Source organism: Sulfidibacter corallicola, assembly GCF_017498545.1.
Lineage (GTDB): Bacteria > Acidobacteriota > Holophagae > Acanthopleuribacterales > Acanthopleuribacteraceae > Sulfidibacter > Sulfidibacter corallicola.
Map to the genome: position 1 here is coordinate 5,643,134 of NZ_CP071793.1, position 14,424 is coordinate 5,657,557.

At 51.5% G+C, this 14,424-nt stretch carries 13 protein-coding genes; all 13 read left to right on the forward strand.

The window, feature by feature from the left end; all coding sequences use genetic code 11:
* The first annotated feature begins 237 nt into the window (after window positions 1-237).
* The 13 genes from J3U87_RS17150 to J3U87_RS17210 all read left to right on the forward strand — a co-directional run bounded on the left by J3U87_RS17150 (window position 238) and on the right by J3U87_RS17210 (window position 14,399).
* Window positions 238-1,737: a phage portal protein gene (locus tag J3U87_RS17150; protein ID WP_237384279.1), complete on the forward strand. Its 1,500-nt coding sequence runs from the start codon at window positions 238-240 to the stop codon at window positions 1,735-1,737.
* 10 nt (window positions 1,738-1,747) lie between these two features.
* Window positions 1,748-3,244, forward strand: coding sequence for a phage head morphogenesis protein (locus J3U87_RS17155; protein WP_237384280.1), 1,497 nt, complete (start codon window positions 1,748-1,750; stop codon window positions 3,242-3,244).
* Window positions 3,245-3,349: 105 nt separating this feature from the next.
* Window positions 3,350-5,704, forward strand: a complete 2,355-nt coding sequence (locus tag J3U87_RS17160) for a DNA adenine methylase (protein ID WP_237384510.1) — start codon at window positions 3,350-3,352, stop codon at window positions 5,702-5,704.
* Between the two features lie 13 nt (window positions 5,705-5,717).
* Window positions 5,718-6,080 carry a hypothetical protein gene (locus J3U87_RS17165; protein ID WP_237384281.1) on the forward strand — a complete coding sequence of 121 codons (363 nt, stop codon included), beginning with the start codon at window positions 5,718-5,720 and terminating at the stop codon, window positions 6,078-6,080.
* Between the two features lie 10 nt (window positions 6,081-6,090).
* Window positions 6,091-6,957 carry an HK97-fold major capsid protein gene (locus tag J3U87_RS17170; RefSeq protein WP_237384282.1) on the forward strand — a complete coding sequence of 289 codons (867 nt, stop codon included), beginning with the start codon at window positions 6,091-6,093 and terminating at the stop codon, window positions 6,955-6,957.
* An 11-nt stretch (window positions 6,958-6,968) separates the two neighbouring features.
* Complete coding sequence (locus J3U87_RS17175; RefSeq protein ID WP_237384283.1) at window positions 6,969-7,262, forward strand: hypothetical protein; 294 nt, start codon at window positions 6,969-6,971, stop codon at window positions 7,260-7,262.
* Window positions 7,249-7,707 carry a hypothetical protein gene (locus J3U87_RS17180; protein ID WP_237384284.1) on the forward strand — a complete coding sequence of 153 codons (459 nt, stop codon included), beginning with the start codon at window positions 7,249-7,251 and terminating at the stop codon, window positions 7,705-7,707. The genes J3U87_RS17175 and J3U87_RS17180 overlap by 14 nt, the downstream gene beginning before the upstream one ends.
* On the forward strand, window positions 7,704-8,057 hold the full coding sequence (locus tag J3U87_RS17185; protein ID WP_237384285.1) for a hypothetical protein: 354 nt from the start codon (window positions 7,704-7,706) through the stop codon (window positions 8,055-8,057). Before J3U87_RS17180 ends, J3U87_RS17185 begins: the two co-directional genes overlap by 4 nt.
* Window positions 8,058-8,070: 13 nt before the next feature.
* Window positions 8,071-8,562, forward strand: coding sequence for a phage virion morphogenesis protein (locus J3U87_RS17190; RefSeq protein WP_237384286.1), 492 nt, complete (start codon window positions 8,071-8,073; stop codon window positions 8,560-8,562).
* An 86-nt stretch (window positions 8,563-8,648) separates the two neighbouring features.
* Window positions 8,649-8,942 carry a PadR family transcriptional regulator gene (locus J3U87_RS17195; RefSeq protein ID WP_237384287.1) on the forward strand — a complete coding sequence of 98 codons (294 nt, stop codon included), beginning with the start codon at window positions 8,649-8,651 and terminating at the stop codon, window positions 8,940-8,942.
* Window positions 8,939-9,880 (forward strand): hypothetical protein, encoded by a 942-nt coding sequence (locus J3U87_RS17200; protein ID WP_237384288.1) that lies wholly within the window; start codon window positions 8,939-8,941, stop codon window positions 9,878-9,880. Before J3U87_RS17195 ends, J3U87_RS17200 begins: the two co-directional genes overlap by 4 nt.
* A gap of 45 nt (window positions 9,881-9,925) precedes the next feature.
* Window positions 9,926-10,414, forward strand: coding sequence for a hypothetical protein (locus J3U87_RS17205; RefSeq protein ID WP_237384289.1), 489 nt, complete (start codon window positions 9,926-9,928; stop codon window positions 10,412-10,414).
* A gap of 139 nt (window positions 10,415-10,553) precedes the next feature.
* Window positions 10,554-14,399 carry a tetratricopeptide repeat protein gene (locus J3U87_RS17210; RefSeq protein WP_237384290.1) on the forward strand — a complete coding sequence of 1,282 codons (3,846 nt, stop codon included), beginning with the start codon at window positions 10,554-10,556 and terminating at the stop codon, window positions 14,397-14,399.
* Window positions 14,400-14,424 lie beyond the last annotated feature (25 nt).

The following is a 14,424-nucleotide window of genomic DNA, read 5'->3' on the forward strand; positions in this document are numbered from 1 at the left end:
GGTACGACCAAACCTCCTTAAGCCACGGCTCTCCGATCACATAAGCTCAATACAGGTGCTGGTGTTTTGAATTTGGGGTGAGTTGATTCCTTAATTAGAGATAGAAAAACCAAATAGCGCAAAATCCCTCAACCTGACAATGTCGAACCAGGTCATTGCACGCCATCCCTAATTTGGATGACTCGCCCTCCCATTGGTTTCTGTAATTAGTCCCTAACCAGACATCAGGAGGAATTTTTGCAGCAGACCGAGTCATCCCCACAATATATCCTCACAACAACTGGAATCCCGACCCAGCCACTGGCCACGGCGGCGGCGTTAGACGCGTCCGCTTTCGCTGCGGTCACTGCCGACGATGGGATCCCTACAACGTGGGAGGACCGGGCCAAACAGGCGTGGACCTACTACCTGGAAGAGCCGATCGTCAAAAACGCGATCAACTCGTGGCGGACCTTCGCGGTCGGTGAGGAAATCAAAATCACGTCCGAGGACGACAACCTAAAGGCCGAGGCCACCGATATGGCCCGGCGGCTGAACCTTTCCAGTTGGATCAAGGACATGGTGCTTCAGATGCTGGTCAAGGGCGACGCGGTCGGGTTCAAAAAAGCCGGGCAAGGCGACGTATTGGAAGAACTAGTCTCGGTCAATCCGGTTTCGGTCAAGGTGAAGTACGTCCAAGGCCAGCTCGTCGAAGCCAAGCAGCACTCCGAAAATCCCGGAACCGCCGACGTGCTGGACTTGCCCGTCGACCAGGTGCTGCACCTGAAATGGGACGCGCCGGGATTCAGTCCACGCGGCAATTCCATGGTGCTGCCCGCCTTCCAGAGCATCGAGCTATTGTGGGACTACCGCAAAGCCGAGCGGGCCATCGCCAAGCGCTGGGCCACGCCGTTTCGCCTGCTCAAGGTCGGCGGCTCGTTCGGGCCCAAGCTCGTCATGCCCGATCAGAAAATGCTCGAAACGGTGCGGGACATGGTGAACCGGATGGATATGAAATCCGGCCTGGTCGTTCCATTCTACGTGAATGTGGAGACGCACGGCACCGAAGGCAGCGTGCTCAACGCGGAAGAGAAGGTTCGCGAAGTCAAAGAGGACATCATGATCGCGTTGGGCCTGAGCAAGAGCCTCGTCTCAGGCGACGGGCCGAACTTCGCCACGGCTTCGGTCAGCTTGCAAAAAATGCTGATCATGATCCGCGAAATCAAGCACGCGGCGCTGCGAATGCTCCACTGGGTTTTTGACGACTGGCTACAGGCGCGGGGCCAAAAACGTGGTGCGATCCAGTTTCTGTTCAACGACCTGGACCCGAGCGACGCGGTCGATTTCAAGCGCCTGCTGTTGGAGCTTTACGATCGAAACCTGATCAGCCGGGCAAGCCTGCAAACCAAGATGGACCTGGATCCCGACTTCGAGAAGGCCAACCAAGAAGCCGAGCAGGTGCGGGTTTCCATCGCAGACGACCGGCAGGTGGGCAACATCCTCGGCATGGTGGCCGCAGGCATCATGGGGCCCGAAACGGCGCAGGAGCTGCTCGGCCTTGATCCAGGGAAAAATCCGACGGGGATCAGCCGCGCTGAATCCGATTGGGGCGGGCTGAATGCTGCCGGGAGGCATCACGACGAATTATGTGATGCCTGTGGTCATTTCGATGCAGACGAAAGCCGGTGCCGTGTCCACCAGAGCGACCGGACCTTTGATGAATTCGCCTGCCGCTTTTTCGAACGGTGTGTGGTCTAAGGTGGCAACCATGCAGACACACGCCACGCAGGCCGAAAGTATTCTGGCCAAGCGCATCCGCCTGGCCACCGAGCGAAGCACACAGACTCGAAACCGATATACGGAGCAGGCCATTCGCGAATTGACCGAGGTGCTGGACCAGGCCGAGCAAAACGTCAAAAAGGCGATTACCCGGTATGCGAGCCTGGGTTCCCTGCCGGACAACAAACTCAAGGCCCGCGACGGTCTGGAACGATTGCAGGCCGATATCCAGGAAACCATGCGCGAGCTGAAGAAGGCGCAAACCTTGCGGTTCCGACGTTCGGTCAAGGACGCTTTCAAGCTCGGGATTCAGGGCGGCGTTGACGAGCTGGTCGAAGCGCGCTGGCCGGGCTGGTCGCTTGATGCGGAAGGAGTCCAATCACTGGCCAGGGACGCCTTCACCCTGATCGACCGTGATGCCTTAGACTTCATGGTCAATTACAGCCTGGTACTCGCCGGTGACGTCCAGCGAGAGCTGTCGGGCGGGATCAAGCGCACCATCCTGAGCGGGATCACCACCGGCAAGGGACCAAACGACATCGTCCGAGATCTCGGTCGGGTTGTCCAAGATCCCGAATCGTTTCGACATGCGGGCAGCCGGGTCTTTTCAAAAGCCCAGTACCGAATGGAAGTGATCGCGCGGACGGAAGTGCTGCGTGCCCACAACCAAGGCCGAATGAAATTCCACCGCGAGGTGGGTGTCCAGCGCCTCGAATGGCTGACCATGGCAGACGAACGGACCTGTCCGGTTTGCGGCCCACTGGACGGGAAGGTGTTCCCGATCGACAGGTTCCCGCAGATCCCACGACATCCACAGTGCCGCTGCGGCAGTATTGTGGCCCTCCCGATCGAACTGCTTGCGCCACAACAGATCCGAGACCAGGCCAGATCTAAAACCCGCCGAAAACGGGAAGCCAAGCTGGCGTTCGAGGCCGGTGGAAAGGCCGACCTGGCCAGCCTGACGTATCGCCAACTCGCCGATCTGAGCCAGGAGCACGGCGTGTCGCGGTCGCGAACCAAACGGGAGCTGGTCAGACTGCTCGATCAGGCCGAACCGGGCATTGATCACGGTGAACTCAGCGGGGCAGCCTTGAGGGCCAAGCTGGCCCAGCACGGGATCGGACGGAAGCGATCCAAAACCGAGTTGGCGAATCTGCTCGCCAGAAAGCAGGCCGCGTTGCTGGAAGCCCGAAAGGAAGTCGAGACGATCCGCGCGAATCCGAAATCCAAGCTGTGGGAACTCACCGTGAACGAGCTCCAGGGTCTCGCCAAAAAACGCGGCATCTCGACCTACCTGTCGCGGGCCGAAGTGATCGAACTCCTCGACGAGCGGGACCCAGGACGTAACCATGTGGCCCTGACCGGCAAGGAGCTGGCCGAAGCGAAGAAACGCTTTCAACTGGGTCGCCACAAGACCAAATCATTATTGATCCGGGCCTTGGAAAAGCAGGCAGGCTTGCAGCTCGCGGAGGACCTTTTGGCCTAAACGATCCTTTTTTCGAAAATGTGGTCCGGTTTGCCTCACGGATCTGTAGTTAGTCCTCAACCCGACATGGGCAGCACACCAACCAGGGGACGAACTGTGGAACTCATGCAAACGGACCTGGATCGCATCCAGTTCCTTCTCGAAACGGAGGCGGGCCTTACCCTCGGCGAGGACCTTCGCACCGAAGGCAAAGCCGAAGAGGGCGAGCGTCCCGCCTACAAAACCAGTTACTTGGGAAGCAAACAGAAACTCGTCGACTGGATCTGGAAGCACACACCGGACGGCGTCAAAATCGTCTTCGATGCGTTTGCCGGGTCCGCCGCTGTCGGCTACATGTACAAGACCAAGGGCCTGCAGGTCATCGCCAGCGATCGTCTGCGGATCAGCTATCACATGGCCCGCGCGATCATCGAGAACCAGAAAACGCGCCTCTCGGATGAAGACGTGGCCATGCTGCTGGCGGCCAACGCGGACGCCGGAACCTTCGTTCGTAATCACTTCAAAGGGATGTACTTCAACAAGGGCGTCCACGAGCGCATCGACACGATCCGATCCAACATCGACAAGCTAAAGGGCTACAAAAAGGATCTGGCCCTCTTCGCGTTGGTCCGAACCTGCATGCTGGGCACCGACCACGGGCACTTCGGCAGTCGGACGCCGGACTCGCGTCTGGTGCTCAATGCGAAGGCGTTCGACGAAGGCTTCCAGCGGTTCGTGAAACGGATCAACCAGTTGGTCTTCGACAACGGTCAAGACAACAGGGTGATCCAGGGCGACATCGAGTCCGTGTTGCCGCAGGTCAAGGCGGACCTGGTCTATTTCGACCCGCCCTATGCGACCGAGTTCAGTGCGGCCAATTACACGGCCGTGTACCACTTTGTCGAAGGCTTGATGACCTATTGGAAAGGGATGGCGCTTCGCGATACGGCCCTAAAAACCTTCGAGACCGACCACAAGGCGATCAGCCCGAAAACAGCTCCGGCATTCTTCGAGAAGTTCCTGGGCGCGGCCCAGCACATTCCCATCTGGTTGATCAGCTACCGCGATAAGGCGTTCCCCAACGAGTCGCAAATGCGCGGCATTTTCGCCAAGCTGGGTCGCACGTCCACCATGCGGTCGAAGGATCACAAGTACAACCTCTTCAACAAGCGGGCCTCCGATGCGAACCAACCGAAGGAACGGCTGTTCCTGGCGACCCGAGACTCGGCCAAGTCGAAAGCCGACGTCGAAATCATCCAACTCGACGGGAACGGGCACGAGGAGGAACCGCAGACTGCCGCATGCCACACGGAATTCCCGGTTGAGATCGAGCTAATTCCCAACGCGCCGCTCAAAACCTCGGCGGAACAGCAGTCCCCTCTCGGTGACCCTCAGTTCCGGTGTGTCTTGTGCCGGGTTGGAACAAACAAGAACGGCGACCACTTCAGCCACGCGGAACTGTCGACCCGCTACACCACGGCCATCAACAAGAAGGTCGACCTGAAACACAGCCAGGAATTCGACGACATCGTCGGCGGCATCATCGGTTCGGACTTCGTGGAAGACGACCAAGGCGCCCGTGTGGAAGTCGTCGGCGAGCTCTACCTGGCCGAGAGCGCCCACGCCGCGCTGGCCTACAAGCTGATGAAGCGCGGCATCGTCCGCCAGGTGTCGATGGAGTGCGACTACGCCGAGGGAGAGTGCTCGGTCTGTCACAAGCGGTTCGGCTCCAAGGCCAACTATTGCATTCACTTGGCCAAGTTCAAGGGCGCGCAGTTTCAGGGTCAGCCGGTTTACGAAATTCTACACGGCGTCACCTTCACTGGCCTCGGCCTGCTCGACCGGAAGGGCGCCGACGAAAACGCCAAGATCACCCAGGTCGGGTCCGAACAATCGGGATTCGATCGCCAACCCTCCCAAGGAGAAGACATGGAAGACAAAGCGAAGGACCATGCCGAAGCCGCCAAAGACCCCGGAGACGGCGGTGGTGGGGGCACCGGTCAACCTGAATCCTTGGAGCAGCAGAACCGAGCGCTCCAGGAAGAGAACAAGAAACTCAAACAGCAGGTTCAGGAACTTACCAAGCGGATTGAAGAGCTCGAAGCCGAGCAAAAGGCGGCGGCCAATCGGGTCCGCGCCGAGAAGCTGCTGGCGCAATACGCGAAGAAAGGTGTGTCCTTTTCCACCGACGAAGCGCGCAAAAAGGAGCTCGATCGGCTGGCGGGCCTCTCGGATGAAGCCTTCGCCGCGACCGAGGCCGCTTTGGCAGTTCTCCCGGAACCGTCGGTGCCCAAAGCAGAAAAGGAGCCCGAAAAGGCCAAGACGGAAGCGCCGAAAGCGGCAGCCAACCTGAGTACCGAAGCCCAGGTGCGACCGCACGACGTGGACGACACACCTGCATCCCTCGAAGACGAACTCACCCAAGGCTTCATGGCCGCGTACCGAGAACGGCTCGGCTTTACCGCCAGCGGTTCCTCTTAAAGGAGATTTGTGCATGCCATTTATCTACACGAGCCACCAGAGCCTGTCCTACGGCGACGGCTACCTGCAGGCCGAAGGGCAGACCGGCCAGGTGGTGCGCCTGGTCGGGAATGATCTGTTCGCGGTCAACACCGACCCCACCGAGAAATCGTTCGGCATCCTCATCCGAGACTACAAAGCAGGCGACATGCCGGGCATTTACTGCAACGGCGGGGTGCTGACCACGGATGTGTACGAGGGCTCCCCTGCGGCGGGCGACGAGCTCAAGGTATCCAGCCAAGGGTACCTGACGCCAGGGCCGCAAGCGGGCGAACAGGTGATCGGCCAGGTCATTTCGGCCGATGGCGGCATTCTTAAATTCAAGCTGCTGGTATAGGGAGGATTCTTTGATTGGAACACAGGGGTTGGCCGCAGGCTCCCAGAACTTCATGGCCGCCATGGCCGCGTTGATGCGACAGGCACTGGAATCACCGGAAGGGATGCGCGCTTTGGCGGCGGCGATTGCCAAGCCCATCGAAACCGAGATCAAGCGCAAGGAGATCAGCTCGCTGTTGCTGACCCGGCACGATCTGCCGAAAGGCGAACGTCCGGTTTACCAAAAGAAGCCCAAGGTTCGCGCGTTCTGGATCAGTAAGGACGGTGAGGCACAGATGCAGGAGGTCGGTCGGGACGAGATCGAGTTCCCGACGCATCGAATCCACGCCAACCCGATGGTGGATATCTCCGTGTTGAAGCACGGGAACATCGGGTCCTTGATGGACCTCCAAACGGCTACAGCCGAGCAGATCCGTCGCGAGATCGACAAGCGGACCATCGACGTGATTTCGAGGGCCGTTCCGGCAGAGAACACTGTCACGGTTGCGGGGAGCACCTTGACTGAGGCTGCGCTGAACGAGGCGATGAGCATCATCGAGGATCTGGAATTGACGGTGAAGTTCATCCTCCTGCGCGGTCGTCGTTTCAACGACCTTCGCGGTTGGAACCTGGACCCCGAAACCAAGCTGGAGCTGCGTCAGAAGGGCATCATCAAGAACTACGGGACAGCGTCGATTCTTACGACGTCCGCAGCCCCGATGGACGAGATCATCCTGATCCCGGATCAGGAGGTCGGCAAAATGCCCGTGCGCGAGAAGTTGATGGTCGACTCCATCGAGCAGAAGGGCCGCTTCAAGACCGGCTGGCTGGTGTGGCAGGAGCTGGGCCAGGGGATCACCCGGCCCGACCTGCTGGCCAAGATCAGACTGCAAGGATGAGGAGGTGTGCCTTGAAAACGTTCAAAAGCACGTGCTCGGGCATCTTGATCGTGCCGGAAGCGAACTTGCGCCTGTCGCCTGGTGAATCGTTCATCTGCGATCAGGTCTCCAAAGAGGTTGCGGCGGCCGTCGCCAAAGGGCTCCTGGTCGCGGTAGAGCCGAACGCTGGGCAAGCCGATCCCGAAACGGAACCTCGCCCAGCCAAGGAGATCCGCGAATTGGAGCCCGGCTTGAATGCGCCACGCCCGCGGGGCCGACCCCGGAAAGTGAGAACTCCCGAGGAGCAGTCGGGTGCCGCTGACTGACCTGATCAGCACCCTTAGCCTGGACCTTGGGGACCCAGACGGGCACCTGTTCACGGAGGAATCCCTGAGCAGGTGCCTGCTCAAAGGCTTGTTCCCACTAAGCCGCGACCTCGCCGTGACCTATCGAGTGGTGGACGATGAGATCCAACCCGAGCTGGGCGGCGAGGCTCGTGAGCTGTTGCTGCTGCTCGGCCAGATCCATGCGTGCCAATTGATGCGGGCATCAACCGCCAACGGCTTCTCGTTCTCGTCGGGCGACAAGCGGGTGGACAAAAGCAAGCAACCGGAGCACTGGGCCAAGTTGGAAGCGGATCTCAAGCAGCAATACAAACAGCGATTCGCGGTCCTTCAATCGGACGGCGGGTCGGCGTCAACGGATGACGAGGTGCTGTTGACGCCAGGTTTGGTCCGACCCGTGGTGTACGAGCAAGGGAGCGAGGTGTGACGGTGTTGACCGAGGTGGAAAAGGCGAGCGTCGCGCGCGATGTCCGGGATCTGATCGAGGGGTCCGGGCAAAGGGCGACGCTGCTGCGCGTCACTGGGGCCAAGCTATATGGCTCGGACGACCAGGCCACCGAGCCGATCGGGGAGATCCCAATCGAGCTGGTCGAAACGCCTTCGGTTAACCTGTCGGACAACGTGGACGCGACGGGGCATGTCCTGCCGGAAGCGGACGTCCGTCCCACGGATCGCATCCGTCTGGCCGGCGCCACCTATCGGGTTCAAACCGTGAAACCTCAGAATCTGTTCGGCGTGATCACCCACCAGGTGGTCACGTTGATCCATTTACGGTAAGAGGGGAACGAGGATGGCTGTTAAGCGAACGGGTGATTGGCAGAAGGCCCGCGAGATGTTGAGCGACCGCCGGTTGCAGCGCGTTTCTGAAGCGCTGCAGCAGGCCACGCACAAAGCCTCACTGTTGCTGGTGCGGGAAATCAAGCGCGGGATTGTCGCCCAGGCTCCAGGCGGGAAAGCCTTCGAACCTTTGGCCGAGAGCACCATTAAACGAAAAGGGTCTAGCAAAGCGTTGATCGATACGCCCTTCCTGATTCACCAGATCACCCAACGAATCATGAGAGACAAGGCTTTCGTGGGCTTGCTGCGAGGCACCGACCACCCTAATGGCGAAGACCTGGCCAATATCGGCGCCGTGATGGAATTCGGGGCGACCATCAATCACCCCAATGGAGCCACGATCATCATTCCACCAAGACCGTTCCTGCATCCGGTGATGGAGAAGTATCGGGATGACATCAGATTTTTTTATTCCTGCGCTTTACAGAGGATCCTGGGTTATTGACGATCACGAGGTGGCAGGAGCTTGACTCTTACGATTGTAGGATCTAGAATGGGTATGCTTGAGTCGTACAAAAGCAGGAGTGACAAATGCTACCAGACTTATCAAACAAGGAACACTTAATATTGGGCCTCCTGGTTACTCACGGACAGCTATATGGCTTAGAGCTGGTCAAAAAATCTGAGGGGCAATTAAAACGGGGCACAGTTTATACAACTTTAAGCCGGATGATTGATAAAGGGTATTTGAATTTTTCTGTCGAAGAAAATGCTACTCATTCCGGTCTCCCCCGGCGAAAATATTCTCTAACAGGACATGGTCGCAAAGTGTTTGAGGAGTTCAATGTATATGCTGCAAGCTTTGTAAAGGGGTTTGCCATATGAAAAACTCGGTTATTATTCCAGTTTGGAAAGTAAAACTTGCAATAATCGGTTTTGGCTTGTCCTTTTTTTGCCCCCTTGTAGCGATTAGTATAGCCTTAATGATGTCTCCTGATAAAATATTCTCACAGATCGACAAAGAACAAATGCTTGAAAGCGTCAACATTGCATTTGATTCCACGAGGAATACAGAGTCTTTTGCGAATATTTCATCTGAAGCTTTAGATATAGAATTCCATGGAGTGTTAAGCCATGGGAGCAAACAAGAAAAAATTCTAAAGTTGAAAGACGAAATGAATTGTTTTATTCAAGATGCTTTCGAGAGTGAAACCTTAAATGAAACCATATTCTCGATTCACCAGTACGGGTATGGTTCATTTGAAAAAATGTTGAACCCCATGCTTGAAAATTCACCTGCTTATAATAACGGAAGGAGGGTGAATCAAGACGCATTGGAAATATTTAGAGATAGCTCGATTGCTTTGAGTTTAATCTCAAAAAATACTTTATCCCTGCTTCAGAATAATCAGAAAAAAGCCAACTATTTGGGGATGAAATTAGTCGCCTCTCAATATGCTACCTATGTTTTGACTGGCCTTGGTTTTTTGGGGTTGTTACTTACCTTACCCTTCTTTTTTGTTAACATCGAGACAAAGAACGAAAAAACCTTGTTGATAAAAGCTCCCGGGTGGCGCCTTTCGCTCTTCTCTAGATTGGTTTTTGGACAAAAAGCCTACAGTGCAGAATTCTTAGAGCTTCAATCGAATTTAGATGATGAATATTTTGAGGCGTATTCCGATGGTAGGATTAAGGAAGCAAGCTGGATTCATCTCAGATATATAGTTATATTCTGGACTCTCTTTTTGAAAAAAGTGCTCAGAGGCCCCTTCTACCTTTTCAAAGAGTTAGTGTCAATCCAAAACAAAATCGACAAACTTTAAGCTCTTTATGGCCTTCTGACAGGAGTTTTGATTTATGGAAACACTATGAGTTCATCGCATGGACTATACATCTTCACCGTCTTTAATTGTTTTTCCAGGCAGGGGCAGGTCTCGACTCTGTTTGATGAAGACTGTGTAAGAAGAAACTTACTAATTTGGAGTCTTCAAGGCCCGGCCCTACAGGAAACCATAGAGATGGGACCAAAAAATCAAACTTGTGAGCAAACCAGTCAGGTGACTTTGTGCAAAATAGCGTTGCACCTACAAGGCTTCCAGTTGTACTTTCTCACTGCCCAGTACAAAACACTGATCCGCTCAGCAATGCCACTGGCCAAACAGAGAAACGACCGGTCTACCTACAAAATCACCGGCATCGAGATCAAAGGGGCCATCCCGACGATCAAAGCGGAGCGGTTCTCCACGCTGAGATGCTACACCGACTCGGGATTCTTCATCCGGGTGCGCCTCGGTGAAAATGGCAAGTACATGATTATTGAAGAATACACGGAGACCCAGCCCCATTCCGATTGCTGAGTTACAGAAAGAGAAATAAGGCGATTTCCGTGAGAATCTACTAGTTGTTATCGGTGGAAAATATCGTCGCAAAAAAATGGGGCACTTTTAGTCTCGGGGAAAGGGAGCGAGCTTGCCATTTGAAATGGGGAGGGGCAAGATGGATTTAGCGTGGAAGGATAAAGGATATCTACTACTTCAGTTTAAAATGCGGTGTTATAAGCAAAATGCTATTGAATTTCAAAGTTTTTTTGAAGAGGTAATGGAGGAGGTATATGATGACTTTCGGAAGATAAGGCCTCATGGAAACCTTGGAGATGGTGGGAATGATGGATATCGACCTAGCGTAGGCGAATACTATCAGGTTTACTCTCCTCGTCAGCCACAGTTTAAAGACACCGATGCTGCCAAAAAGTTTAAAGACAATTTTAAAACTCTGAAAGCAACCTGGGGTGAATTTGACAATGTAAAAACGTATTATCTTGTATTTAACGATAAATATCATGGGTCTTCACTTCCCCTGGAAAAGGCACGCATAGAACTAAAAAGAGAAAATCCAGATGTTTTATTTGATATAGTTCTTGCTAGAGATTTTGAAAGGCTGTTTTTAAAGTTAGGTCAAGAGTCTTTGCTTCGACTTGATTTTGATATTGACAGTAGAAGAGCAGTGGAGATCGTTACAAATATTTTTGATCAGGTCAAAGATTTATTGAAAAAAGGGCAAGGTGAAAGCGCCTATGGCTTGTTGCAAGCAAATGAAATTGGGTTACATATACTGAATGATGATCATTTGTTGCATCAGCAAAGGGTTCTGGAATGTAGGTGTTTAATTTCCTTAGAACGAATCCCAGAAGTAAAAGAAAAATGCCAGCACCTACTGCTTGGAAAACCAGAAGATATAGATTTCCTTTGCATCCTCATGGATCTAAGTTTGAGCTGCCGAGACTTTGCTGGATTTGAAGAAAAATTAAACCAAGCCAAACATATCGACCAGGGCAGCATAAGAGCTTATTGCCTCGAGCTTGAGTGTATTATGTTGTCTAATGGTGAGGTGACGGATGAAAACCTGAACTACTTGTACAAAAGAGCCGATTACTCACCGCCGTTTGTAAGTGTGACATTATCCTATGCTTGTGATTATTTGGGAAGGTTTGAAGAGGCAGATAAATGGATGAGGTTTGTAGAAAACAATGACCAAGACGATCTGGCTGCTCACTTGGGGGCGTTGTGTATTTTGCATTCTAGGGGGAATCGAGCCCAGGATCCTCAGAAGAGAGCAGAGATTAATAAAGAGCTACAGGAAAAATCTAAACTTGTTTATGATCACTTTAGTCAATTTGGCCCTCTCTCTCCGAGGGACAGGGTTCTTTTGCAATACTTATCAATTCAGAATGACTTAGAGACAAGGGACTATGAGCAAATTATTAATAAGTCTTCTCATGCGATTTCACTCGTTATGAAATGCTATTTTGATTACCAGATAGCAATTATTCTGACTAAAAATTTGCAAGTAGCTGAGTTGTCAAAAAAGATACTAAGCGAGCTATTGGCTTTTCTTGAGGCATCTTCGTTTTCTCCGCCATTGTTTCTGCAAAAACAATTGTTATTACTGTTTTTGTCTTCGAATATTTCCATGAGCGAAATCAAAGAATACTTCATAAATACTCAGCAAAGGCAGTTACTATCTCTCCTGGAGAATATTGAGGAGAAACGCTTTGAGGGGGCCCTGGAAGAGCTCCGAAACGATTTAGATTTCGCTTACCATCTGGCGCTGGGCGTTAAACGGTTTCCTGAGTTTCGTAGATATTTGTATTCAAAACTTCCTGACTTGCCTGATCATCCAAAGGGTGCTATTTCCCTCATTTTGTCTGTGGACGAGGGTTGTTATGAAGAGACGTTAAAGTTTCTGCAAAATATCTGTTTAGATACCCTGAGCTACTACCATAAAAACTATTTGCTCAAGGCTGTGAGAGACAAGAAGGCGTGGGATATTGAGATTTTCTTACTGGAGAAACTTCTAGGGGAAGAATGGGACTCTGAAAAGCTATGGTCAATTAAATACAGGTTAATCTATCTGTATTATTCATCGCAACAATACCTTAAAGTCATCCTCTTAGGAGAAGAGCTTCTTCTGGCTTGTCTAGAGGAAAACGTTCTTACCAAAGAGGAGGTTAGGCGTGTGCTTTGGGCAACTCTTCAATCATGCCTGTGCCAAGGGAAAGTGGAGTCTCGTTTTTTTGACAGAGCCCTAGATCTGCTCGAGCGCTTTTCTGGCTATGACTCAAGTTTTGATTTTCTCTTGAACACCAAAGCTATTGCAGAAATAAAAAGTAATAACCCAAAAGCAGCAACTGAAACCATACTCAAGGCGATAAAGGAAAAAGGCCTCCTCTCCCTTGAGGATTGTAATAGCGTATTCCAGGTAGTCGTATTTGAATTAGGAGAATCTGAGTGTCTTTCAAATAGCTCGCTTGAAGTGGTTACTCCTGACTCGTTTGTAAAATTTAAAGACAGTGACAAGTGGTATGTGATGAGCGAATCTTCTCTGCTTGAAGCTGTTCCGGTCCCTAAGAAATCTTCAAGGTACAAGGTTTACTTAGGACAAAGACCCAATGTTCCATTCATATTTTCGAGAAAGTTCTCCTCTGAAACACTAGAAATAGAACGGATTTTTTGCTTTAAGAACTATGCGTTTTGGTATGTTTTCCAAAAGATTGGTCATGCAATAAATCAAGATTTGATTCCAGGGGTTGTCTCAATTCCTGTTAAAAAAGATAGCAAAGGATTTGACTTTGGGAATCTAATTTCCGTACTGAAAGAAGAAAGGAATCATGGTGCAGAGTATTTTCACCAATATTGTAACAACAATTGGCCTTTTGCTGCATTAGCAACACATGAAGGAGGAATCCTTTCTGCAGTTCAGAGAATAGCGAGCGAAGGAAGAGGTAGCATACGTTTTAGAGCAGGCGGTATTCAAGAGTATCAAAATCAACTTTGCACAGCGAGAAAGTTAATTGAGGAAAAGCGCTCCTTTTTCCTTGATGGAACATCGGCATTTTTTCTGGTGATTTCAGGTCTATTGGATAAGGTGTGCGATTCTTTCCCTGGTATGAGAGTTCCGCAATCCGTTGTCAATTTATTAGCTCAAATTGTCGATCGATACGAGGATAGAGCCAATTCTAGAGGTTTTCTTGGTCTTCGAAATGATCAGCTTTTGTTGACAGTTATTAGCTCCGAAGATAGAAGAGCTAACAAGGATCAGATCACTAAGGCTATCCAGAAAATCCAGAGCACTCACGAGAGGGTCGTTTTCATTTCCGATGCTAATAGGTCGGATTTTTTTTCAGAAAAAGAAATACTTCCAGAGTTTGCAGATGCAACAATTTTGGCCCAAAAAGAAGGATGCTGCATTCTAACCGATGATTTTTATTACCTTCACCTTAATCACATGGAAACAGGCAAACCCATTCCCGATTACACCTCTTCTCTTGGGCTTATTACCGAAATGCTCACTGCAGGTTTAATATCCTTTGAACAGTATCTTGATTTTTTTCAGTTATTGTCTCGATTTCGTTTTGCCCCTCTACCTCTTGGTGAATCAGAAATTAAAAGGGCAATATTTGGAATGAGACGAATTGTCGAGTTAAATTTTGACAATATTAGTAAATTGAACCTACCTTATATTTTATCCTCTGCGAATGGAGCCATTAGAAAGAAGGTGGGAGTTCTTTTTGCTGATTTTTTTCGAGAGCTTCTCTTTGATCATTCGATTTCTTCGGGAATTATTGGCAAATTATTTGCTGAAATCCTAAAAAATCTTCCAGAGGAAATGGATTCCACTCAAATTGGACAAGAAATTCTCGCCTATTGTGTAATTGCAAGCCAGAAAGGGAAATCTGCAGTACTGTACTGGCCCAGTGATCAAGTGGTTGAACAAAAATTATTTTCGCTTTTTGAAGTTTTAACATTGTGTGATTTTAGAAGAAAGGCTGGATATTCGATATAGATTAATGCTGTATCAGTGCGTCGTT

Coding starts and splice junctions, on each gene's coding strand:
- J3U87_RS17155 (WP_237384280.1), top strand. CDS start 1,748: ATGCAGACACACGCCACGCAGGCCGAAAGTATTCTGGCCAAGCGCATC.
- J3U87_RS17160 (WP_237384510.1), top strand. CDS start 3,350: ATGCAAACGGACCTGGATCGCATCCAGTTCCTTCTCGAAACGGAGGCG.
- J3U87_RS17165 (WP_237384281.1), top strand. CDS start 5,718: ATGCCATTTATCTACACGAGCCACCAGAGCCTGTCCTACGGCGACGGC.
- J3U87_RS17190 (WP_237384286.1), top strand. CDS start 8,071: ATGGCTGTTAAGCGAACGGGTGATTGGCAGAAGGCCCGCGAGATGTTG.
- J3U87_RS17195 (WP_237384287.1), top strand. CDS start 8,649: ATGCTACCAGACTTATCAAACAAGGAACACTTAATATTGGGCCTCCTG.
- J3U87_RS17200 (WP_237384288.1), top strand. CDS start 8,939: ATGAAAAACTCGGTTATTATTCCAGTTTGGAAAGTAAAACTTGCAATA.
- J3U87_RS17205 (WP_237384289.1), top strand. CDS start 9,926: ATGAGTTCATCGCATGGACTATACATCTTCACCGTCTTTAATTGTTTT.
- J3U87_RS17210 (WP_237384290.1), top strand. CDS start 10,554: ATGGATTTAGCGTGGAAGGATAAAGGATATCTACTACTTCAGTTTAAA.